The 22,156-nt window shown below is 46.1% G+C and carries 16 protein-coding genes; 5 read left to right on the plus strand and 11 right to left on the minus strand.

All coding sequences use genetic code 11. The features are described from left to right. Positions 1 to 35: 35 nt before the first annotated feature. From pqiC to rlmKL, 5 genes are read right to left on the minus strand one after another with little or no spacing between them, the layout of a single operon-like run. On the minus strand, positions 36 to 605 hold the full coding sequence (gene pqiC, locus HH682_RS08060) for a membrane integrity-associated transporter subunit PqiC (RefSeq protein ID WP_214237071.1): 570 nt from the start codon (positions 603 to 605) through the stop codon (positions 36 to 38). Continuing rightward, a complete protein-coding gene (gene pqiB / locus HH682_RS08065) occupies positions 605 to 2,260 on the minus strand; it encodes an intermembrane transport protein PqiB (protein ID WP_420826194.1) in 1,656 nt (551 codons plus the stop codon). Before pqiB ends, pqiC begins: the two co-directional genes overlap by 1 nt. Beyond that, a complete protein-coding gene (gene pqiA / locus HH682_RS08070; RefSeq protein WP_214237073.1) occupies positions 2,238 to 3,509 on the minus strand; it encodes a membrane integrity-associated transporter subunit PqiA in 1,272 nt (423 codons plus the stop codon). Before pqiA ends, pqiB begins: the two co-directional genes overlap by 23 nt. 14 nt (positions 3,510 to 3,523) lie before the next feature. Beyond that, positions 3,524 to 5,443: an ABC transporter ATP-binding protein gene (locus tag HH682_RS08075; protein WP_214237074.1), complete on the minus strand. Its 1,920-nt coding sequence runs from the start codon at positions 5,441 to 5,443 to the stop codon at positions 3,524 to 3,526. A gap of 5 nt (positions 5,444 to 5,448) precedes the next feature. Beyond that, on the minus strand, positions 5,449 to 7,566 hold the full coding sequence (rlmKL, locus tag HH682_RS08080) for a bifunctional 23S rRNA (guanine(2069)-N(7))-methyltransferase RlmK/23S rRNA (guanine(2445)-N(2))-methyltransferase RlmL (protein ID WP_214237075.1): 2,118 nt from the start codon (positions 7,564 to 7,566) through the stop codon (positions 5,449 to 5,451). Between the two features lie 102 nt (positions 7,567 to 7,668). Here rlmKL and HH682_RS08085 point away from each other — a divergent pair, with 102 nt between their 5' ends. After that, positions 7,669 to 8,793 (plus strand): YcbX family protein, encoded by a 1,125-nt coding sequence (locus HH682_RS08085; protein WP_214237076.1) that lies wholly within the window; start codon positions 7,669 to 7,671, stop codon positions 8,791 to 8,793. On the opposite strand, the gene HH682_RS08090 is transcribed toward HH682_RS08085, so the two are convergent. From HH682_RS08090 to pepN, 3 genes are all read right to left on the minus strand, one after another. Continuing rightward, a complete protein-coding gene (locus tag HH682_RS08090) occupies positions 8,790 to 9,335 on the minus strand; it encodes a cell division protein ZapC (RefSeq protein WP_214237077.1) in 546 nt (181 codons plus the stop codon). The genes HH682_RS08085 and HH682_RS08090 overlap by 4 nt on opposite strands. Before the next feature lie 137 nt (positions 9,336 to 9,472). After that, positions 9,473 to 10,483: a quinone-dependent dihydroorotate dehydrogenase gene (pyrD, locus tag HH682_RS08095; protein ID WP_214237078.1), complete on the minus strand. Its 1,011-nt coding sequence runs from the start codon at positions 10,481 to 10,483 to the stop codon at positions 9,473 to 9,475. 147 nt (positions 10,484 to 10,630) lie between these two features. Further along, positions 10,631 to 13,246 (minus strand): aminopeptidase N, encoded by a 2,616-nt coding sequence (pepN, locus tag HH682_RS08100; protein WP_214237079.1) that lies wholly within the window; start codon positions 13,244 to 13,246, stop codon positions 10,631 to 10,633. Between the two features lie 256 nt (positions 13,247 to 13,502). On the opposite strand from pepN, the gene pncB reads away from it, so the two are divergent. The 4 genes from pncB to HH682_RS08120 all read left to right on the plus strand — a co-directional run bounded on the left by pncB (position 13,503) and on the right by HH682_RS08120 (position 18,883). After that, entirely contained in the window at positions 13,503 to 14,708 is a 1,206-nt protein-coding gene (pncB, locus tag HH682_RS08105; RefSeq protein WP_214237080.1) for a nicotinate phosphoribosyltransferase, read from the plus strand. A gap of 123 nt (positions 14,709 to 14,831) precedes the next feature. Next, on the plus strand, positions 14,832 to 16,232 hold the full coding sequence (asnS, locus tag HH682_RS08110; protein ID WP_214237081.1) for an asparagine--tRNA ligase: 1,401 nt from the start codon (positions 14,832 to 14,834) through the stop codon (positions 16,230 to 16,232). A 245-nt stretch (positions 16,233 to 16,477) separates the two neighbouring features. After that, positions 16,478 to 17,557: a porin gene (locus tag HH682_RS08115; protein ID WP_275957708.1), complete on the plus strand. Its 1,080-nt coding sequence runs from the start codon at positions 16,478 to 16,480 to the stop codon at positions 17,555 to 17,557. Between the two features lie 132 nt (positions 17,558 to 17,689). Beyond that, the gene (locus HH682_RS08120; RefSeq protein ID WP_214237082.1) at positions 17,690 to 18,883 is read left to right on the plus strand and encodes an amino acid aminotransferase; all 1,194 of its coding nucleotides are present in this window, start codon (positions 17,690 to 17,692) and stop codon (positions 18,881 to 18,883) included. 31 nt (positions 18,884 to 18,914) lie between these two features. On the opposite strand, the gene HH682_RS08125 is transcribed toward HH682_RS08120, so the two are convergent. The 3 genes from HH682_RS08125 to ldtD form a co-directional block, all read right to left on the minus strand. Further along, complete coding sequence (locus tag HH682_RS08125; protein ID WP_214237083.1) at positions 18,915 to 19,553, minus strand: MBL fold metallo-hydrolase; 639 nt, start codon at positions 19,551 to 19,553, stop codon at positions 18,915 to 18,917. Between the two features lie 13 nt (positions 19,554 to 19,566). Beyond that, positions 19,567 to 20,124 (minus strand): peptidoglycan L,D-endopeptidase MepK, encoded by a 558-nt coding sequence (mepK, locus tag HH682_RS08130; RefSeq protein ID WP_214237084.1) that lies wholly within the window; start codon positions 20,122 to 20,124, stop codon positions 19,567 to 19,569. A gap of 151 nt (positions 20,125 to 20,275) precedes the next feature. Continuing rightward, positions 20,276 to 22,057 (minus strand): L,D-transpeptidase, encoded by a 1,782-nt coding sequence (gene ldtD / locus HH682_RS08135; protein WP_250318621.1) that lies wholly within the window; start codon positions 22,055 to 22,057, stop codon positions 20,276 to 20,278. Between the last annotated feature and the right edge of the window lie 99 nt (positions 22,058 to 22,156).

Raw genomic sequence — 22,156 nt, forward strand, 5'->3', positions numbered from 1 at the left:
TGAGCTAAGTCACTTATTCACGTAAATGGCAGCGGTTAAGGTCGAATCTGTAACGCCAGCTGTTGAGCTTCCTGATACCATGCTTGCGAGAGCGCTTGGACTAATGCTGGGTAGCCATCGTCCTTAAGTGGAACAATGCGCTCAAAAGGACGTCGCACGGCTTCATCTTGGTGCTGATAGAGCCAATAGCCTTTCACCACCGCATGCCCATCCCAACGGCCTTGGAAAGCGGTTACCGTGACCGTCAACGAATCGGTATCACCCTTTAAAGACGTATTTGTCACCAACCAAGTCGGCATCAAATTACTCAAGTTCGTGACCAGCGTTTGTTGCAGTTGCTGGTCAAGTGGACTCGCCCAAAGGTTTTGTTCCGCCAGCCGATACTCCACATCAGACGTTTGGAAAGCAATCCCCGTACTGGCTAGTGCGTCAGGCAAGTTAATAGACTGGACCCACAAATGTTTTGGCTGTTGACCAAAAGCAGAAGTCGAGTCCGCCGCTAATGCCGCACCTTGCGGTGTAGTGAGTTGATAATACTTCGTCGATTCGCTACTACTACAAGCTGTCAAGCAGACAGCGAACAGTGCAATTAAAAGTTTTTTCACTATTTAGCCTTTTTAGGTTGGGGATCTTTACCCGGCGATGCCTCAAAAACTAAGGCATTACTCTTAGTATTCAAGGTACGCAGTACCGGCTGTAACTCTGCGAGGACTTGATCCAACCGTTGAAGATTCCCCACCATTTTAGTATAGGCTGGAGAGCCTGGCTGTAAGCCTTTCATACTTTGGTTCAACTCACGCAAGGTTTGCTGCATATCTTGCGGCAGGGTTTTCATCGCCGGACTGTTGGTAATTTGATTCACATGATCCAAGGTGATTTGCAGTTGTTGTAGGGTTTTTTGACTCTCTTTCAGTGAGCCAGTTGCTTCGGTCAATAACGGGTTTAACGGTAATTTCTCAAACTTATCGAGAATTGACATCACCTTTTGCTGCATTTGCGTCAAGCCACCATTCATTGTTGGAATGATATTGTATTGACCAATTTGAGTAGGCCCTTTATAGGCACCCGCGTCGTTATTAAAATCTAAGTCAACATACAGCGCGCCCGTGATCAGGTTGGCTGTTTTTAAACTCGCTCGTAGCCCATGCTGGAGGCCATCGGCAAGACGTTGCTGAAGATTAAAATCGGCACCTAATTTCTTGGAGAAACGTTCAGGCTCTATTTTGATTAATACCGGTATGCGGTAATCGCCGTTCAATTTCTTCAACATACTTGGGATAATAAACGGTACCTGCGCGACAGTGCCCAGACGTATCCCCCGGAATTCGACTGGAGCCCCCTCTTGTAAGCCACGAATTGACTCGTTAAAGAATAAGAGGTAATTAGTATGTTGCGTGTAAAGTGAATCGGTAATGCTACGTTGGTCATTAAACAAGTGGTAGTGTGTTTTATTTTCCGCAGGCACACCTAAGTCCCAGCCTTCAGGGACGTCAAAGCTCACCCCACCGCTAAATAGTGTCGCTAACGACCCCATTTCGACACGCATTCCTGAGGCAGACATATCAACCGCAATGCCGCTGTCTTTCCAAAAACGAACATTACTGGTGACAAGACGATCATAGGGGGCCTGAATAAAGAGCTGATACTCCATTTGACGCTGGTCAGCATCAAAGCGGCTCATTTCAACCGACCCGACACGAAATCCCCTAAATAGGACAGGATCGCCTGCATTAAGCTGCCCTGCTTGGTCGCTATTGAGGCTAATATGAATCCCTTTTGCATCCGGCGCGGCAAGGGGCGGTGAGTCAAGTAGCTTGTACTGTGATGATTCTTCCCCTATATGTCCCGCTTGTAATTCTATGTAAGAGCCCGATAACAAGGTCCCTAACCCAGTTACACCTTCACGACCAATTTGCGGCTTGACTGTCCAAAAGACACTGTCTTGATGGAGCATCTTTTCCATGCCGGTATTTAACCGAGCACGAATTTCGACATGCTGTAAGTCATCACTTAACTTAGCACTTTCCACCATACCGATATCAACACTGCGACTTTTAATCGCTGTTTTACCCGGGACGATGCCATCGGCATTAGCGGTCGTGAGCACGACTTCAGGCCCTTGATGAGAAAAATGATAATAAATAATCCATGAACCTATCAGGATGGTGATAATGGGTACGATCCACACCGGTGACCAGCGTTTGATTTGTTTAATCTTTGCTTCACCAAAATGATTATTACTCAATGGACTCTTCCTCATGCTTTTTAATACTTTCTCGATCCCATAATAAGCGTGGGTCGAAGGCTTGTGCTGAGAACATCGTTAAAATAACGACTAAACAGAATAGTAATGCGCCATCCGCGGGATAGACATTCATTAATCCGCCCATGCGGACTAATGCTGATAATACGGCAATCACAAAGACGTCGACCATCGACCAACGCCCAACAACTTCTACAATTTCATAAATAATTTGCATACGGTGGTTATCACGAGCGCCATAGCCTCCCGCATTCCAACTCAACCAACCTATCGCCAAGATCTTCATACTTGGTACCAAAATACTGGCAACGAAAATAATCATTGCGATCGGCCACGACCCTTCATTCCAAAGAAATATCACGCCAGCCATAATATTGGACCCAGAGGCACTGCCTAAAGCATCAGTCACCATAATCGGCATAATGTTAGCAGGGATATACAAAATAATTGAGGTGACTAATAGCGACAGTGTCCACTGTAAACTTTGCGGTTTACGTGCATGTCCCCGTTGATGACAACGAGGACAATAGGGTTCATCGGCTGAAACAATCGCCGTACAACAAGGGCAACTGCGTAAATTTTGGGTCAATCCGCTGATCCCTGCAATGGGTTCAACACGCAGAGGGGGTGCTGGGCTAATGCGCTGCCAAATGACGTGACGCTCTAAGCATTGGAATGCCCGCAATTGACCTAGACAAAATAGGCACCAAGGCCAAAATCCCATTTCCAGCCCAATTTTTCCATAGGCCATAAGCTTAACAAAACTAACGAGGACTCCGGCCATGAAGATCTCAGCCATTCCCCAGTTCTTCATATAGAACAGGCCTTTGGCGAGAGGGATAGTCAAGCTTTGAGGGAGACGTCGGTTAAGGGTAAGGATTAAGATACTGACAAGGCAGGTCGCAGGAATAATCTGTACAAACAACAGGAATATCGTCGCTAAAAAACGATATTTATCGTCGACCATGGCTTGCGGAATTTGCAGCAGACTAATTTGGTTAGTCATTCCCATTACGCTGATACTAATAAAGGGGAAAAGATTAGCCAAAATCAGCATCACTAAGGCTGAAAAAGCATACACCATTGGCCGACGTAAAGGTTCATGCCAAGCAGTGGCCAAAGTGCTTTCGCAGCGCATACAGGTTGCACGCGTACCCGGCGCAAGGCCGGGCAGTTTGGTGGTCATATCACAGTGTGGGCACAGTACCCAGCGATGGGTATGATCCTGATGGCAGTGCTCACTCATAGTGCACCAATATATTATTCACCATTCTTAAGATTTTCCAAGTATTCCCAGCGTTCAAAGGCGATATTGAATTCTTCCTCTAGCGCCGCCAATTTTTCAATGATTGGCTGAGTCTCGGCATGAGGTCGACTAAAAAAGGTTGCATCTGCCATGGTACTTTGCAGTTGGGCGATCTCCGTTTCTAAACTTTCCATCTTCTGTGGCAGTTGTTCAAGCTCACGGGTCAGATTATAGCTTAGTTTAGCGGGTGCTTTCTTAGCGACTGGTGATTTGTTGTGCTCGGATACTGGTGCTTCGGCAACTGCCGCAGGACGAGACTTGCGCTGAGTACCTCGCGAGGTACTGCGCTGATGCTGTGCATCATGGTATCCGCCTACATAGCGGCCAATTTCACCTTCGCCTTCGAAGATCCAGCATTCCGTTACGGTATTATCCACGAATTGACGATCATGGCTGACCAATAACACCGACCCTTGGTACCCGTCGATTAACTCTTCAAGTAACTCTAGGGTTTCCACATCCAAGTCATTGGTTGGTTCATCAAGGATTAATAAGTTACTGGGTTTCAGGAATAGTTTAGCCAGTAATAAACGGTTTCTTTCTCCCCCTGATAACGCTCTTACCGGGGTCATCGCACGCTTGGGATGGAAGAGAAAGTCCTGTAAATAGCCGAGTACATGGCGTGGCTTGCCATTAACCAACACCTCTTGCTTACCTTCTGCCAAGTTATCCATCACTGTCCGATCTGGGTCTAATTCAGCGCGGTGTTGGTCAAAGTAAGCGACTTCTAATTTAGTTCCGATGTGAACACGACCTTGTTCAGCCTTGAGTTGGCCCAACATTAAACGCAGTAATGTGGTTTTTCCACAGCCGTTGGAACCGATTAGGGCAATTTTATCGCCACGCTGAACCTGCACGGAGAATTGATCCACCAGCGTTTTACCACCAGCGTGATAGACCACATCTTCCAGCTCGAAGACAATTTTACCCGAACGGCTTGCTTCACCGACCTGCATATTGGCTTTGCCCATCACTTCACGACGCTCAGAACGCTCACGACGCAGTGCTTTAAGCGCCCTCACCCGACCTTCGTTACGGGTTCTCCGCGCTTTGATCCCTTGACGGATCCACACCTCTTCTTGCGCTAACTTACGGTCAAACTCAGCATTTTGTAAGTCTTCTACCCGTAACGCTTCCTCTTTGCCCAGAAGATATTGGTCGTAGTCGCCCGGCCATGACACTAACTTTCCGCGATCGAGGTCCACAATCCGCGTTGCCATATTGCGGATAAAGGAACGGTCATGCGAGATAAAAATGATGCTGCCGTTAAAGGTTTTAAGGAAGTTTTCTAACCAGTGAATGGTTTCAATATCTAAGTGGTTAGTCGGTTCATCAAGCATCAATACCTTGGGGTTTGATACCAGCGCACGACCTAATGCCGCTTTACGCAGCCACCCTCCAGACAATGAAGAGAGTTCAGTGTCTGCATCAAGTCCAATTTTTAATAATACATCATTGATACGGCTTTCGAGTTGCCAGAGATTCTGATGGTCAAGCACGGCTTGCAAACGAGCCATCTCATTAAGGTTTTTCTCGCTAGGGTCCAGCATCACGGTATGAGAAATTGCGTGGTAAGCTTTTAAGTGCTGTGCTTGCTCCGCTACCCCTTCGGCAACGAAATCATAGACCGAACCGGCAATATTCCGCGGAGGATCCTGCTGTAAGCGGGCGATGACTAAATCTTGTTCGTAGACGATACGGCCATCATCGAGGGGCACTTCCTGATTAATAATTTTCATCAGGGTCGATTTTCCCGCGCCATTACGGCCAACGAGACAGACTCGCTCATTTTCTTCGATATGTAATTCAGCGTTATCCAGTAACGGTGCGTCGCTATAGGACAGCCAAGCCCCATGAATACTAATTAATGACATAGTTATTATTCCTGACCTACACGCGAAACTAACCAGCAATTGTGGATATGTTTATTGCGAGAGAAATCTTGAGATTGTGTTTTAGCGGTAATATCCCGCGCTTGTAAACCGATAGCGGCAAGGCCCTCGTGGTCCATACGGAATCCACGTTTATTATTCGAAAACATGATGGTGCCACCAGTCCGTAACAGATACTGGAGATCAGTCAGCAGCGACAGATGATCACGCTGTACGTCAAAGCTCTCTTCCATCCGTTTGGAGTTGGAGAAGGTTGGCGGATCGATAAAGATCACGTCGAAGGTTTCCCGCGACTCTCTAATCCAGCTCAAACAATCTGCTTGGATCAAGCGATGCGATTGTCCTGAAATATCGTTTAATTGGAAATTGCGCTCTGCCCACTCTAAATAGGTCCGAGACATATCAACCGTCGTCGTAGACTTTGCCCCGCCCAACGCTGCGTGAACACTTGCCGTACCGGTGTAAGCAAAGAGGTTAAGGAAATCTTTGTTTTGGCTCATTTCCCCTAGCATTTTCCGCGCCAGACGGTGGTCAATAAATAGACCCGTATCGAGATAGTCCGTTAAATTTACCCAGAAATGCGCATTGAACTCGCTGACCTCGAAGAAGTCATTTTTCGTTGCCAGTTTCTGATATTGCTGAGTCCCTTTTTGGCGCTCACGCGTTTTCAGTACTAATTTATTGGCCGGTAACGCGAGCACCTGTAAAGTGACGCTGATCACATCGAACAGACGTTGTCGTGCTTTATGGGGTTCGACGGTTTTAGGCGGTGCGTACTCTTGAACCACCACGCAATCAGCATAGCGGTCTATCGCAATATTATAGTCAGGCAGATCAGCGTCATAAATACGATAACACTCAATGCCTTCCTGCTTCGCCCATTTATCTAATTTCTTAATATTTTTACGCAGACGGTTAGCAAAGTCTGGAGCGAGCTCTCCCACAACTTGCCCGTCAACCGGCGCACGAAGTTTGTAATTTTTCTGTAGGCAATCTATCGGACCATTTTTCGCTTTAAATTGGCGATCTGCACGTAATTGTAAGCAGTCGAGAAGCTCTGGCGACCCACTGAAGAGTGAGAGATTCCAACCACCAAATTCTGCTTTTAAAATTCGACCTAGTTGACTGTGTAACGCAATAAGAGCAGGTTCGTTCTCCAGACGTTCACCATATGGTGGGTTGCTAATGACCGTGCCAACGTCAGCCTCAGGTTGAGGATTTTTCAGCTGTAGCGCATCTTGACGTTTGAAGCTAATAAACGGCGCCACCCCTGCGCGCCGTGCATTGGTTTGCGCACGCTCTATTACTTGCCCGTCTTTATCGTAACCAAAGAAACGGATTTGCTTGCTTTGCATACCCAAGTTCGCGCGCTGTTGTGCGTCAGCCACAACCTTATCCCACTCGGTTTGGTTGAACTTTTTCCACGCATAGAAGCCCCAGTGATCACGCAATAGTCCAGGTGCGCGATCTGCCGCCATCATTGCCGCCTCAATCAATAGAGTGCCAGAACCACACATCGGATCGACCATAGGTGTCCCCGCTTTCCAGCCAGAACGCATAATAATCGCGGCAGCTAACGTCTCTTTAAGAGGCGCTTGACCGGTAGCGTGACGGTAATTACGTTGATGCAAGGCATCGCCGCTTAGATCTAACGAGATACTGACTTTGTCGCGATGTAGCCACGCATTAATGCGGATATGCGGGTAATCTCGGTCGACATTAGGACGAGGTAGATTTTTACGGGTAAAGCTGTCAACGATGGCATCCTTGATCCGCAGTGCCCCAAATTGACTGTTACGAATTTCGTCGTTAGTCCCTTGGAAATTAATCACGAATGAGGATTCTGGCTCGAAGATCTCATCCCAAACAATTGATTGCGCACCAACATAGAGATCAAGGTCACTGAAAACATTGAATTCTCCCAGCGGTAACATGATCCGCGATGCGATCCGGCTCCAGAGTAAACTCCGGTACATCACTTCATCGCTACCACTGTAGTGAACACCTCCCGGTACCAGTCGTAAGTCTTGAGCACCGAAGCCCTCAAGTTCTGTTTTTAAAAGTTCTTCCAGTCCACGACCGGTGCTGGCAAAAAGAGAATTCATAATAAATATCTTTAATTCGGAAAATTTGCGCCTAGTATAGCGAATCACAACGCTATGTCATAAAGTTACTGCAATTGTTACGCGCGAAAGGAACACCTTTTAATGATTACCCTCACTAAACTGTTCACGTATCCCATAAAGTCCATGCAAGGTACTCAGCTTTCACACGCTTTAACAGAGGCCACCGGTTTGACATGGGATCGTCATTTTATGTTGACGTTAGAAGACGGTACCTTTGTTACGGCACGCAAATATCCTGAAATGCTCCTATTCACCCCGACACTCACACGCGAAGGCCTCTACCTACAAGCGCCGGATCAACAAATTGCTTTGGTCAATATCAACGATTTTTTAGAGATGAACTTCCCGACCGAGGTTTGGGGTAATCACTTTACGGCGAAAATTGCGCCTGATGCTATCAATCAATGGTTAAGTCAGTATTTCCCGCATCCTGTTCAGTTACGTTGGATTGGTAAAGTCCCACAACGGAAAATTAAAAAACGGCCTGAGCATCCCCTCTCCTTCGCGGATGGTTACCCTTTTTTATTGGTTAATGAGCGTTCATTACACGATCTACAAAATCGTTGCCCAGCCGGTGTCGCGATTGAACAATTCCGAGCAAACCTCGTGGTGACGGGCGCCGAGCCGTGGCAGGAAGATCATTGGGCGGTGGTTCGTATAGGAGAGATTATTTTTGATGTGGCGAAACCCTGCAGCCGCTGTATTCTCACCACGGTCAACAGTCGGAATGCACGTAAACATCCTAATGGTGAGCCAATGCGAACCCTATCGCAGTTTCGTGAAGCCGCCGATGGCAGTGGGGATATCGATTTCGGATTAAATTTGATTGCCCGTAATAGTGGCATTATTCGGGTCGGTGATAGCGTTTCAATTTTACAGACAAAACCACCGCGGCTGTATAGAGATAACCCTGCGCAGCAGAATACCCATGCGGTGATCCGCCCAGCGCCAACAGAGAAAGCGGTAGAGATTGAATTTGCAGGGAAGCGGTTTATGGGCAATAACCAGCAGATCTTACTTGAACAACTGGAACTACAAGGTCACTCCATTCCCTATTCATGCCGAATGGGGAGCTGTGGCAGCTGTCGTCTCACTAAACTATCGGGGGCCGTTAAGGCCTTAAATACCCGTGCCCTGTCCGAATCAACCGTTTTAAGCTGTTGCTGTATACCTGATGAAGGTCCGTTAAAACTCGAATTGAATTAACCGACTTTTTCTAAAAATAGCGAGTGTTCAGGCTGCCAGGCGACTAAGCGATCATTCATAATTTTGATTGCGTCGCCGAGGTAGAGCGACTTACCACTGTTCAACAAGAGTTCAGGTTGCGCGACGATACATAAAGACGCCTGTTGATTGGTCTCCACAACCATCAGTAGTGCTTGTTCATTATTACTGGTGAGTGTAGCGAGTACCATTTCACCCACCGATGGCTGTATGGCTTGATGACGAGGAGTGAAGTGCCAGCTTTTCGGCATCTGCGGTTTCAGGAACCGATACGCAATTAGGCCATGAATAATCAGGTGCTTGGATTGTGTCTCGTCCAATGCCGTATCACGGCAGCTTTCCGCGAATTGAGAGAAAAGTGTCGCATCATCTACGCAGAAGGGATGAGAAGAAAAAGCGTCTGGAATAAGCATTTTAGATGAGAACTGAGAAATGAAGCTCGAACCATCGTTAAAATCTAACATAACGGAACCTTGATCCGTATCATAGTGCCACTGCCAGCAATCATCGGGTTTTAAATTCATCAATTACCCCTAAATAGTATTGAGCTTTAATAATAAATTATTAGTAAAAAAGTTATTCATTAGAAAATCGGAATAAAATATAAACGACATCGCACAAAAAATACACCATTTTATCTGTGCGAGTCGAATAATAGTGGTTAAATACCCATCACAATATTTTTAATTAATTTTGGTCCGTGATAAATAAAACCAGAATAAACTTGTAATAACGTCGCGCCTGCCGCGCGTTTTTCTTTCGCTGCCATCAGTGAATCTATGCCACCTACACCGATAATGGGCAATGCGCCGTTTAATTCACTGTGTAATTGTTTAATGATTTCGGTCGACTTTAACTGTACTGGACGACCACTTAAACCACCCGCTTCGTTAGCGTAAGGTAAGCCTGTTACTAACGAACGGTCCAAGGTTGTGTTAGTCGCGATCACACCATCTATATTATGTCGGACCAAACTGTCTGCCACTTGAATTAATTCCTCGACCGAAAGATCCGGCGCGATCTTCACGACAACAGGGACATATTTCAAATGCCGCTGTTGAAGAACCTGTTGCTTATTTTTAATGGCCGCCAATAATTCATCCAGTGCTTCACCGTATTGCAGCGATCGTAATCCAGGGGTATTAGGTGAAGAAATATTGACGGTGATATAGCTGGCATGAGCATAGACTTTTTCCATGCAAAATAAATAATCATCGCTCCCCTGTTCAACAGGCGTATCTTTATTTTTGCCAATATTAATGCCCAAAATGCCACGATAGCGAGATGACTTTACGTTCTCAACCAGTTGGTCGACGCCCTGATTATTGAATCCCATACGGTTAATGATCCCCTCCGCTTGTTCAAGACGGAACAGCCGAGGCTTATCATTGCCAGCTTGTGCGCGCGGGGTAACAGTACCAATTTCAATAAATCCGAAGCCCATGGCGGCAAACGCATCAATACATTCACCATTTTTATCCAACCCAGCAGCCAATCCGAGAGGGTTTGGAAAAGTGATACCCATACATTCGACCGGCTTATTGGCTAAGCGTTGTGTGATCAATGTTTCGAAGGGCGTTCCGCTAACTTTTTTTAACGCATGAAGAGTTTGTTCATGGATTTTCTCGGCATCAAACTGGAATAGCGCAGAACGAATTAATGGATACAACATTTCCCCTCCAAAAGGCTGACAATAGTGATAGCAACAGGCTTCAGTCAGGGTGGGATGGTAGCATTTTTATGCAAAAAGTAAATTTAACTTGCGTGGTAGCAAAAAATAAGCTCTAGGCAATTAACCTAGAGCTTTAAGGGGTGAGCGTTAAGCGGCTAACGCTTTGGTGATCTTCTCGTAAAGATCCCGAGAAAGATTATCCAGTTTCAACAGTTGCTCAAGGGCTGCACGCATCAGCTTTTGACGGCCTTCATCGTAACGTTTTAAGCGAATTAAGGGCTCAATCATCCTTGCCGCGATTTGTGGATTGCGGTGATTGAGATCCGTTAGCATTTCAACCAGGAATTGATAACCTGAACCGTCTTCAGCATGGAAAGCGGCTGGATTCGATGAACAGAACGCCCCAATTAAGGATCGTACGCGGTTAGGGTTCTTCATCGTAAACGAGCGATGAGTTAATAACTGACGGACGTGGTCGACAATCTGCTCACCGGGACGTGTGGCTTGCAAAATAAACCACTTATCCATCACTAAGCCATCCTGATACCAACGGTCATCCCACTGGGCAAGTAGTTGCTCTGCCGCAGGGAGTTGTGCGGACACTGCACTGCTGATCGCCGCTAAAGCATCGGTCATATTGTTCGCCGTTTGGTACTGCGTAACGGCTAATTGTTCACCAAGCGCTACGTCTGAGAAGACGAGGTAGGATAAGGCGATGTTTTTCAGGGCGCGTTTACCAATGTCTTGTTCTTCAACTCGGTACTCTGCGCATTGATTACCTTCATAAGCGGCCTTGAGTTCTTTCACTAAGGCGCTAGCAAGCAGTTGTAACAGCGAGGATCTTACCGCTGCGATCGCCGTAGGATTGATGACGTCAAACCATTCAGCAATTTCGTTTTCCGAAGGTAGGGTGAAGATCTGTGCTTTCAAGGCAGGATCAATTGACTCGTCAACCAATACTGCACGGAATGCATCCACCACATGACGGGGTACGGATAGCGACTGCTGCTGTGCGAATCGAGATATATTCAGTTTAAGGTAGATGGCTAATAGGCTTTGCGCCGCATCCCAACGTGTAAAGGCGTTACGCGCATGTTGCATCAAGAAGGTGAGTTGCGCATCACTCCATTGATAATGCAGTTTTACTGGCGCAGAGAATTCGCACAATAACGCAGGTGTTGGCTGGAACCAAACCTTATCAAAGACAAAAATTTGCGTAGACTCAGTGACGTTAAGCACCGGATCGATGGCCTCACCCTTATACTGCAGTGGAATCACCTGCCCTTCGTTATCGTACAATTCTATCGCTAACGGAATATGAAGCGGTTTTTTCTCAGCCTGATCCGCGGTGGCGGGGGTCTCTTGGCTTACCGTCAGCGTATAGGTCTCGCTATTGGGATCGTAATCGTCCTCAACCGTTAGCACTGGCGTACCCGATTGACGATACCATTGACGGAACTGGGTTAAGTCGATACCGGAAGCCTCTTCCATCGCTTTGACGAAATCTTCGCAGGTCGCAGCACTGCCATCATGGCGTTGGAAATAGAGGGCAATTCCGGCTTGGAATTTCTCTTCTCCTAGCAAGGTATGGATCATCCTAATGACTTCCGAACCTTTCTCGTACACTGTCAGGGTATAGAAGTTGTTCATCTCCATCACTTGCTCAGGACGGATTGGATGCGCCATTGGGCTAGCATCTTCAGCAAACTGCGCACCACGCATAACGCGGACATTATCGATACGGTTCACCGCCCGTGAACCTAAATCAGAACTAAATTCCTGGTCGCGGAAAACAGTAAGTCCCTCTTTTAAACTTAACTGAAACCAATCACGGCATGTCACACGGTTACCGCTCCAGTTATGGAAGTATTCATGACCGATCACCGCTTCGATACCAAGATAATCTTTATCGGTAGCCGTTTCCGGTTTAGCAAGAACGTATTTAGAGTTGAAAATATTCAAGCCTTTATTTTCCATCGCCCCCATATTGAAGAAATCGACGGCAACGATCATAAAAATATCTAGGTCATATTCTAAATTGAAACGTTGTTCATCCCACTTCATGCTCTGCTTTAGCGACGTCATCGCCCAGCCAGCGCGATCAAGATTCCCTTGATCGACAAAGATCTCTAAAGCGACCTCACGTCCGGATTTGGTAGTGAACGAATCACGTAAGACCTCGAATTCTCCCGCAACTAATGCAAAGAGGTAACAAGGTTTTGGGAAGGGATCTTGCCATGTGATCCAGTGTTGACCATTCTCTAATTCGCCACCATCAATACGGTTGCCATTGGAAAGGAGATAAGGATAGCGCTGCTTATCGGCATAAATCGTTGTACTAAAACGTGCTAAGACATCGGGACGATCTAAGTACCACGTAATATGATGAAACCCTTCTGCTTCACATTGAGTACACAGAGCATCGCCTGATTTATAGAGGCCTTCAAGCGCGCTATTTTGATCAGGATGGATTTCATTCTCAATCTCGAGTGTGAAATGTTCAGGAACATTACGCAGTAGTAAGTTACCCGCCTCGACTGAATAATCCTGCCACGCGTTGCCATTTATTTTTACACTGACGAGAACTAGTCCTTCTCCCTGTAAAAGTAGGTCTTTCGCAGACGCGTCGCAACGCTTAACTTGGCTTACCGCCAACACCTTGGTCTTTTTTTCATCCAAGTGAAAAGTTAAATCGATGTCGGTGATGGTAAATTCAGGCGCGGTGTAATCTTTGCGATATTTAACGTGAGGTTGCTGTGTCATGCCATGTCCATGTCAATGATAGAGTGTTAAGTCAAAGTCTAGGCGCTCTCTATACCAGATTCCAGTCCTCGACGGCAAGTCGCCTCTTCTAAGAACATAAATTTAACATTTAGCACAATTTATTCTCGATTTCGCTAATAATCTATGATGTGATCCAATTCACTTTTTAGTGCGACAAGTTATACTGTTGCCTGATATAACGACTTTTTCTGCCGGGCTGCAGAGCGACAATGTCCAAAGGATGCCGATAAGCACTATGAAACCACTTGCTTCTCCGATACTGACCACGCTTCTTGATACAGATGCTTATAAATTGCATATGCAGCAAGCGGTGTTTCATCGTTATCGACATTTATCCGTCACCGCAGAGTTCCGGTGCCGGGGTGATGAACAACTCGGATGTTATGCCGAAGAAATCACTACGCAAATTAATCTGATGCAGCAACTGGCATTAACGGATGAGGAATATCGTTATTTAGCCTCACTGCCCTTCTTCACTATTGATTATCTTAATTGGCTTAAGACTTTCCGGTTTACTCCGCAACAAGTTCAGGTGAGTAATCAACAAGGCCACTTAGTCTTGACTATCACTGGGCCTTGGATTGAAGTTATTCTGTGGGAAGTGCCTTTATTAGCGCTAATCTCTGAAATCGTTCATCGTGATCGTTCCCCTACTGTCACAGATGCCGACGCATTGGCTTTACTCAATACTAAATTAGCTAAGTTTAAAGCGGACTCGGCTGGTCTCGACATGTCACGCTTCAAATTAATGGATTTTGGTACACGCAGACGCTTCTCCCAATCCGTTCAAGAATCCGTGGTCGCAGAGTTGGTAAGGGAAGTGCCTTGGCTGGTGGGTACCAGTAATTACGATATTGCTCGTCGCCATCAATTGGCACCTGTCGGGACGCAAGCCCACGAATGGTTTCAAGCCCATCAGCAGATCAGTTCGCAGTTAGCGCACAGTCAACGTGCGGCCTTACAAGCTTGGCTGGAAGAGTATAACGATCTGCTTGGAATCGCCTTGACTGACTGTATCGCGACTGATGCTTTTTTGCGCGATTTCGGTTTCAATTTTGCCAATCGTTACCAAGGTGTTCGCCATGATTCCGGTGATCCCGTTGCCTGGGGCGAGAAAATTATTAACCATTACCGCTCTCTTGGGATTGATCCTCGCGAAAAAACCTTAGTTTTTTCTGACAGTTTAACGTTGGATAAAGCACTGGAGCTCTACCGCCACTTCGATCCACGAATCAATATTATTTTTGGTGTGGGTACGCGTCTCACTTGCGATCTTCCTGGTGTTAGCCCATTGAATATTGTGATTAAGTTGACCAGTTGTGATGGAAAACCCGTGGCGAAATTATCTGATAGCCCAGGAAAAACCATCTGCCAAGACATTTCTTTCGTCAAAGCGTTGGAAAAAGCGTTCGACTTACCGAAGATTAATTGTACAAGCTAACCTAAGGCCAGAGATAATCTGGCCTAATCCTTTTTTTCTATCTATTTTGCTTGTTTACTTACCCTGCCTGAGTAACATATCCTACGTAATTCAATAGTGATTCCATCTAACAGAGAGATAATTATGAGCATAGTGCCTGTCGTGGACGTGCTAGACGGTCGTGTAGCTGTAGAGTCTGAAGTTACAGTGCGTGGCTGGGTACGTACCCGTAGAGATTCCAAAGCTGGTATTTCCTTTATTGCCATTTATGATGGCTCCTGCTTTAATCCTGTTCAGGCGGTTGTAAATAATTCGCTTACTAATTATCAAGATGAAGTTCTGCACCTCACTACAGGCTGTTCGGTTGAAGTGACGGGAACTGTCGTGGCTTCTCCAGGACAAGGTCAATCTTTCGAGATTCAAGCGACTGCAGTCAAGGTCGTAGGGTGGGTAGAAGATCCGGATAGCTACCCAATGGCGGCAAAACGCCACAGCATCGAATATCTTCGTGAAGTCGCCCATTTACGCCCGCGAACCAATTTAATTGGCGCTGTAGCGCGCGTACGTAATACCTTAGCTCAAGCTATTCACCGCTTCTTTAATGAAGAAGGGTATTTTTGGGTCTCAACCCCGCTGATCACTGCATCGGATACCGAAGGTGCTGGCGAGCTATTCCGCGTCTCGACACTGGATATGGAAAATCTGCCACGTAACGATCAAGGTAAAGTCGACTACAGCCAAGATTTCTTTGGTAAAGAGGCGTTCCTGACTGTATCAGGTCAGTTAAACGGTGAGACCTATGCGAGCGCATTGTCTAAAATCTATACCTTTGGCCCAACGTTCCGTGCAGAAAACTCTAATACCAGTCGTCACTTAGCTGAATTCTGGATGGTCGAACCTGAAGTCGCGTTCGCCCATTTAGACGATGCAGCTGCCTTGGCGGAAGCGATGTTAAAATATTGCTTTAACGCAGTATTAAAAGAACGCGCCGATGATCTCGCCTTCTTTGCCGAGCGCGTAGATAAAGAAGCCATCAGTCGTTTAGAGAAATTTGTCAGCAGCGATTTTGCCCAGATTGATTACACCGATGCGATTGATATTCTTATAAACTCTGGACAGTCTTTCGAAAACCCAGTCGAATGGGGAATAGACCTGTCTTCAGAACATGAACGCTACTTAGCTGAAAAACATTTTGCTGCGCCTGTCGTCGTTAAAAACTATCCGAAAGACATCAAAGCCTTTTATATGCGTTTAAATGATGATGGTAAGACTGTTGCGGCAATGGATGTCTTAGCGCCAGGTATCGGTGAAATTATTGGTGGCTCTGAGCGTGAAGAGCGTTTAGACGTATTAGACCAACGTTTGGCTGAGATGGGATTAAATAAAGAAGATTACTGGTGGTACCGTGATTTACGTCGCTACGGTACTGTTCCGCATTCAGGCTTTGGATTGGGCTTCGAACGTCTTGTGTCCTATGTTACTGGCGTACAAAATGTGCGGGATGTGATTGCTTTCCCTCGTACCCCTCGCAGCGCAAATTTCTAACATTAGCCTCTCTGATAAGAATCCGCTTCGGCGGATTTTTTTTTGCCCATTGATAAAGATCATTGCAACAAAAATAAAGTCACATTATGTTACTTATTGATACGACTATAAATGTGATGTGCATCTTTATTTCGTTTCAACACACTTGTAAATAGTGCTAATAATGCTATTCAATACGAGCCCGCGATGGGCTTTCTAAATCTAAAACATAAAAAAAATTAATAATAATGCCAATGAGGGTATTAATGATGAAGCGCAAAGTTCTTTCACTACTGGTTCCAAGTCTTTTAGCACTCTCTTCAGCGCAAGCTGCAGAAATTTACAATAAAGACGGTAATAAACTAGATTTATACGGCAAGGCTGTTGGTTTACATTATTTTTCGGGTGACAACAGTAATAATGGCGATTTCTCTTACATTCGTTTCGGTTTTAAAGGTGAAACGCAAATCAATGAGAATATGACCGGCTACGGTCAATGGGAATACAACATCCAAGCTAACAATACTGAAGGCGGCGATGCACAAGATGGGAATAAAACCCGCCTAGGACTTGCCGGTCTTCGCTTTAATCAGTATGGCTCAATCGATTATGGCCGTAACTACGCCATCGCTTATGATGCGCTGAGCTATACCGATATGCTGCCAGAGTTTGGCGGTAACTTCAGTTACTCTGACTCCATGACAGGTCGTACTACCGGTGTTGCCACCTACCGTAACACTGATTTCTTCGGGTTAATCGAAGGATTAAACGTTGCCCTGCAGTACCAAGGTAAAAACGAACGCGATAATGCGCAGCTTTCGAATGGTGATGGCTGGGGTCTTTCCTCCAGTTACGCTCTACCATATGGTTTTGGTATCACGGGAGCTTACCAACAGCAAAACCGTACCACCAAACAACATAATATGGACTACGGCAGCGGCGATACCGCAAGCGTCTGGGCCGTCGGTCTAAAGTATGATAGCGCACCGGTTTATGTGGCCGTCACTTATGCTGAAGGGCAGAACGCGACGCGTATAAGCAGTGATATTAACGGTGTTTCAAAAGCCGGTTTTGCCAATAAAACACAAAACTTTGAGGCAATAGCCCAGTACCAATTCGATTTCGGTCTACGTCCATCCCTAGCCTTCATTCAATCTAAAGCTAAGGACGTTGAAGGAATTGGTGATGTTGACCTAGTGAAATATATTGATGTTGGCGCGAGTTACTACTTCAACAAAAACATGTCGACCTACGTTGATTACCGCATTAATCAGTTAGGTAATAACAATAAACTCGGTATTAACAACGATAATATCGTTGCGACGGGTCTTGTCTACCAATTCTAAGTCTTGGAAGGGGCTACTTTGCTCAGTAGCCTCTTATCTCTGCATCATTCTCAGAAAATTTATCAGTAAGAGTTGTACGCACTTCAGCATACCGCTACCCTAAGTTCACGACACCTCAATTCGGATGTAATTATGTTTGAATCAATTCCTGCTGCGCCCGCTGATCCTATTCTGGGGTTAGCTGATTTATATAAGAGCGATCTTCGCCCCAATAAGATTAATTTAGGCATAGGGGTTTATAAGAACGAAACCGGCCATACCCCTGTTATGGTCAGTGTTAAAAAGGCTGAACAGCAGTTATTAGAAACCGAAACAAGCAAAAATTATCTCAGTATTGAGGGCTATACCGCCTATGCGCAGGCTAGCCAACGCTTACTTTTTGGCGCGGGTAATCCTATTCTTGAGACTCAATGCCTCAATACCGCGCAGACCCCTGGTGGAACGGGCGCATTACGTGTCGCAGCGGATTTTCTTGCGCAACATACGACAGCCAAACGCATTTGGGTCAGTAACCCCAGTTGGCCGAATCATCACAATATTTTTACAGCAAGTGGCTTAGACGTTGCTACCTATACCTATTATCAGCCAGAGACACATACTCTGGACTTTACAGCGATGCTTAACGCTTTAGAGTCTGCTGAAGCGGGCGATGTCGTGCTACTCCACGGCTGCTGCCATAATCCAACAGGTATCGACCCCACTTTAGAACAGTGGCAGCAGCTTTCTGAGCTCATGCTGCGTAAATCGTTACTCCCTCTGTTCGACTTTGCCTACCAAGGCCTTGGTCAAGGTTTAGATGACGATGCACAGGGTCTACGTTTATTTGCGCAATCGCATCAAGAATTTATCGTTTGTAGCTCCTACTCCAAAAATTTTGGTTTATATAATGAGCGTGCGGGTGCCTTTACGCTAAAAACCACCACACCACAAGCAGGCAGCGCTGCGTTCAGTCAAGTCAAAGCCGTTATCCGTGCGAATTACTCGAACCCTCCTTCACATGGTGCATCAATCGTTACAACAATTCTCCATGATGACACCCTAAGAGCGATATGGGAGCAAGAGCTATTAGAAGTTCGCCAGCGTATTCAGCGCATGCGTCAGTTATTTGTACAGACTTTACAAGAAAAAGGCGCCATACAGGATTTCTCATTTATTAATAAACAAAATGGGATGTTCTCCTACAGCGGTTTAACCAAAGAACAAGTTACGCGGTTACGTGAAGAGTTTGCAATCTATGCTGTGGCATCAGGACGGATCAATATTGCAGGGATGACCCCAGAAAATATGTCCCGTCTCTGTGAATCAATTATTAATGTCACGCGATAAGTACTCTTGCCCGGCAACCGCCGGGCAAAAATCAACGAAGAAAGGGATTAGTTAATCGTTCATGACCGAGGGTTGAACCGGGGCCGTGACCGGGGATAAAAGTGACATCATCCCCGAGTGGTAATAATTTTTTTTCAATAGACGCGATCAGTTGTTGCGCGTTACCACGAGGAAAATCACTCCGCCCAACGCCCCCTTTAAAGAGCACGTCGCCAGAAAACAGTAATCGTTGTTCCGCCTGATAAAAGACGATATGGCCAGGCGTATGGCCGGGGCAATGTAACACACTTAACTTAACCGCCCCAAGTTCTACACACTCCCCTTCATTTAACCATTGGTCTGGATAAAACACCGGACAATGCGGAAAACCAAACATTGCACTTTGCTGAGGTAGACTCTCAAATAGAAAATGGTCATCGCGATGGGGGCCTATCAATGGCACTTGAAACGCTTGCGCCAATACCTTTGCCGCGCCGACATGGTCTAAATGACCATGTGTCAGTAAAATTTTCTCTAACTTGATGGGATGTTGGCGCAGCAGAGCGATAATTTTGTCGGCCTCACCACCCGGGTCGATCAGCGCAGCTTTGGCGGTTTTAGTACAGACCACCAGGCTACAATTTTGCGAAAAGGCGGTTACCGGAATCAGTTGATAGGTAAGAGTACTCATTGAATTCTTCACGTTAGGACCAATGCCGAACTGGACCAGTATCGATATGGACAAAATTACTCTTAGGGTAATACCCCACTCCACCTGCACTCATTTTAAGTGCGGCTTTGCGCACATTACTCAGCGCAATGCCTTCAATATGAAAATCCATTGCTTGGCCTAACGTGTGATAGCTGTGCTTAGCAACTCCGCTGTGAGCACTTCTACCCCGTAAATGATTGTTCGTGGCAATGCTGCGAAAACCAGAAACCAGTTGAATAGGTTTACGAGTTTCCAGCATCACTTGTAAACGGTAGATATGTTCAAAAAGGTGTGGGTCAATCGCATGAATTTTATCTGCTCGATAATCACGGAAGAAATGATTAAGTCTTGCAAGCTCACTTGGGTTGTAAGTTTTACCGTTAAAAAATTCTGCTTGTAAACTCTCACCGGTATTGATGTTATTCAACGTCAGAATTTTTGGTCGCGAGGTCGATAAAGAGGCTTGTGCGAAGTGTGGTAAGCAAGATAAGCCCGCTGCAGCTGAGCCAAGTAAGAGCAATTTACGGCGATGTGAATCAATTTTTTCCATGGGCATAACATCCGCGAGACAAGAGGACAAAAAAACAACAGAGGAACCATACTCAGAGTGTTGCCCTTCGTCAAGACTCAGACATGAGAACGATCAACTTAATTACACTTAGTAAAAAATTCAGCTGGCTTAGTCGCCAGCTGAGGGAAAACTAGAGTAAAAACTTCTCGGCGTTACTGATTGAGCTCCATCCCGATCGTGCCAATTGGTCATAATTATAGATATCAGTACGGAATTGCGCCTGACCATCGTCGCTGACCCAAGCCGTTAGGTAATAAAGATTAACGGGGATACGGTGACGAATCGAAATAGGTCGAGTAGTGCGGCTATCCAAGGTCGATGAAATACGACTCTGATCCCACCCTACATCTTTTAGTAACAAACCGGCCAACTGTGCCGCTTTATTGACACGTACACAGCCTGAGCTGATTGCTCGTATATCCTGCTGAAATAGCCCATGATTTGGCGTGTCGTGTAAATAGATAGCATCAGAACTCGGCATATTAAATTTATAGCGTCCAAGGGAATTCTGCGGTCCCGGTGATTGCTGTACGCGATAAGGGAACGCTGAAGCTGAGACAGTTTGCCAGTTAACGCTTGCTGGATTAACCGGTGTTGCATCGGCTCCCCATCCAGAGTAGAGGGTGAAGTTATGCTTCGCTAAATAACTGGGATCCCTGCGTAATTTCGGTACTAAGTCTTCTCGAATTAAGGTATTCGGCACCGTCCAGGGTGGATTGAGGACAACACTGTTCAATGCGCTACGCATTAACGGTGTTTTCCTTTCCGGACGGCCAACAATAACGCGTGAGGAGAGGATGGTCTTGCCTTCTACATAATAATTCAGTGAATAGTTGGCAATGTTAACCATGATGCCATTATGCATATCATCAGGTAATAAACGTAAACGTTGCATATTCAATGCAAGCAGCGTTGCACGCTGGTGCGGAGTAATATTCAACCACTCACGGGTTTTGAAACCGATAATACCGTCGTCGGTTAACCCCTGCCAATGTTGGAATCGTTTGACTGCCGAAACCATCGCATCGGAATAAATACTCTCGGCAGGGCCACTGCTTACCGGCATTGACGTTGACGATGCCGGTGATGGGGATAACATTCTTTGCTGACTCGCTGCACTGACCGGTTGAGGTTCAGGTGACGGAGACTGAGCAGGTTCAGAGGCCGCAGGAATTGAGGCTTGGGCTTGCGCCTCACTTAGCCAACCTGCACGCACTAAGAGCTGTCTAAGCTGCGGTACCGAAGGGTCACTATCGCCAGGACGTAATGTTCTATTCAACTCCAGCTTTGGCCAAGGTTTATTATCAGCCAGTAATACCACCAGCGCTTTTTGCATCGGACGATATTGTGGATGCTGTGGCATCAATCCATCGATAAAATGCTGAGTGGTACCATGATTTACGGCTTGTATCCAGCGTCCTACTAATGATGAACTTGGTGCAGTGAGGCGAAAACCGTTCGGACCATAAAACCAACTTTCCCCTTGTGCGGGTGCAGCATTCACAAATTGCAAATAACCTAACAACGCGTCGGAAAGCACTACATCGCGTGCATCGCTGGATAAGTCACTACGGGTTAAGACCGATAGCCACCGAGCAAATTGCGGCTGCACGCCAGATAATGCCACCTCAGAAAGCTGCTGCTCAAAACTGTGAATGGCGGCTTCATCCGTCCATAACGGTTGCTGATGATATTGACGATAGATCGAGGTCAACAAACTTCCATAGTAGGGCGAAACACCGGAGGGTAAGGCTTGGTAGACCGAAGAAATACGCGGGCTAGAAGTATTAGTATGATTGATAGGTGAGCTCGCCTGTTCAGGGGCTGCTTGCGCTGCCATTGAACTGCCGATCGCTAGTGACATACCGCCGAATAGCAATACCGGTTTGAGTTGAAAACACTTTAGAAACATCCCTGACTCCTTACCTTGTTTAGACACGCACCAAAAAGTTCAATGTTTTTTATTATTTTCTTCCTTTGAAGTGTAAACGAAAAAACGACATTTGTTATA

The organism is Rosenbergiella gaditana (assembly GCF_018494065.1).
Lineage (GTDB): Bacteria > Pseudomonadota > Gammaproteobacteria > Enterobacterales > Enterobacteriaceae > Rosenbergiella > Rosenbergiella gaditana.

What these genes read in the sequence shown, in the direction of transcription:
- pqiB (WP_420826194.1), bottom strand. Translation starts at nt 2,260, where the DNA reads ATGAGGAAGAGTCCATTGAGTAATAATCATTTTGGTGAAGCAAAGATT.
- pqiA (WP_214237073.1), bottom strand. Translation starts at nt 3,509, where the DNA reads ATGAGTGAGCACTGCCATCAGGATCATACCCATCGCTGGGTACTGTGC.
- HH682_RS08075 (WP_214237074.1), bottom strand. Translation starts at nt 5,443, where the DNA reads ATGTCATTAATTAGTATTCATGGGGCTTGGCTGTCCTATAGCGACGCA.
- rlmKL (WP_214237075.1), bottom strand. Translation starts at nt 7,566, where the DNA reads ATGAATTCTCTTTTTGCCAGCACCGGTCGTGGACTGGAAGAACTTTTA.
- HH682_RS08085 (WP_214237076.1), top strand. Translation starts at nt 7,669, where the DNA reads ATGATTACCCTCACTAAACTGTTCACGTATCCCATAAAGTCCATGCAA.
- HH682_RS08090 (WP_214237077.1), bottom strand. Translation starts at nt 9,335, where the DNA reads ATGAATTTAAAACCCGATGATTGCTGGCAGTGGCACTATGATACGGAT.
- pyrD (WP_214237078.1), bottom strand. Translation starts at nt 10,483, where the DNA reads ATGTTGTATCCATTAATTCGTTCTGCGCTATTCCAGTTTGATGCCGAG.
- pepN (WP_214237079.1), bottom strand. Translation starts at nt 13,246, where the DNA reads ATGACACAGCAACCTCACGTTAAATATCGCAAAGATTACACCGCGCCT.
- pncB (WP_214237080.1), top strand. Translation starts at nt 13,503, where the DNA reads ATGAAACCACTTGCTTCTCCGATACTGACCACGCTTCTTGATACAGAT.
- asnS (WP_214237081.1), top strand. Translation starts at nt 14,832, where the DNA reads ATGAGCATAGTGCCTGTCGTGGACGTGCTAGACGGTCGTGTAGCTGTA.
- HH682_RS08115 (WP_275957708.1), top strand. Translation starts at nt 16,478, where the DNA reads ATGATGAAGCGCAAAGTTCTTTCACTACTGGTTCCAAGTCTTTTAGCA.
- HH682_RS08120 (WP_214237082.1), top strand. Translation starts at nt 17,690, where the DNA reads ATGTTTGAATCAATTCCTGCTGCGCCCGCTGATCCTATTCTGGGGTTA.
- HH682_RS08125 (WP_214237083.1), bottom strand. Translation starts at nt 19,553, where the DNA reads ATGAGTACTCTTACCTATCAACTGATTCCGGTAACCGCCTTTTCGCAA.
- mepK (WP_214237084.1), bottom strand. Translation starts at nt 20,124, where the DNA reads ATGGAAAAAATTGATTCACATCGCCGTAAATTGCTCTTACTTGGCTCA.
- ldtD (WP_250318621.1), bottom strand. Translation starts at nt 22,057, where the DNA reads ATGTTTCTAAAGTGTTTTCAACTCAAACCGGTATTGCTATTCGGCGGT.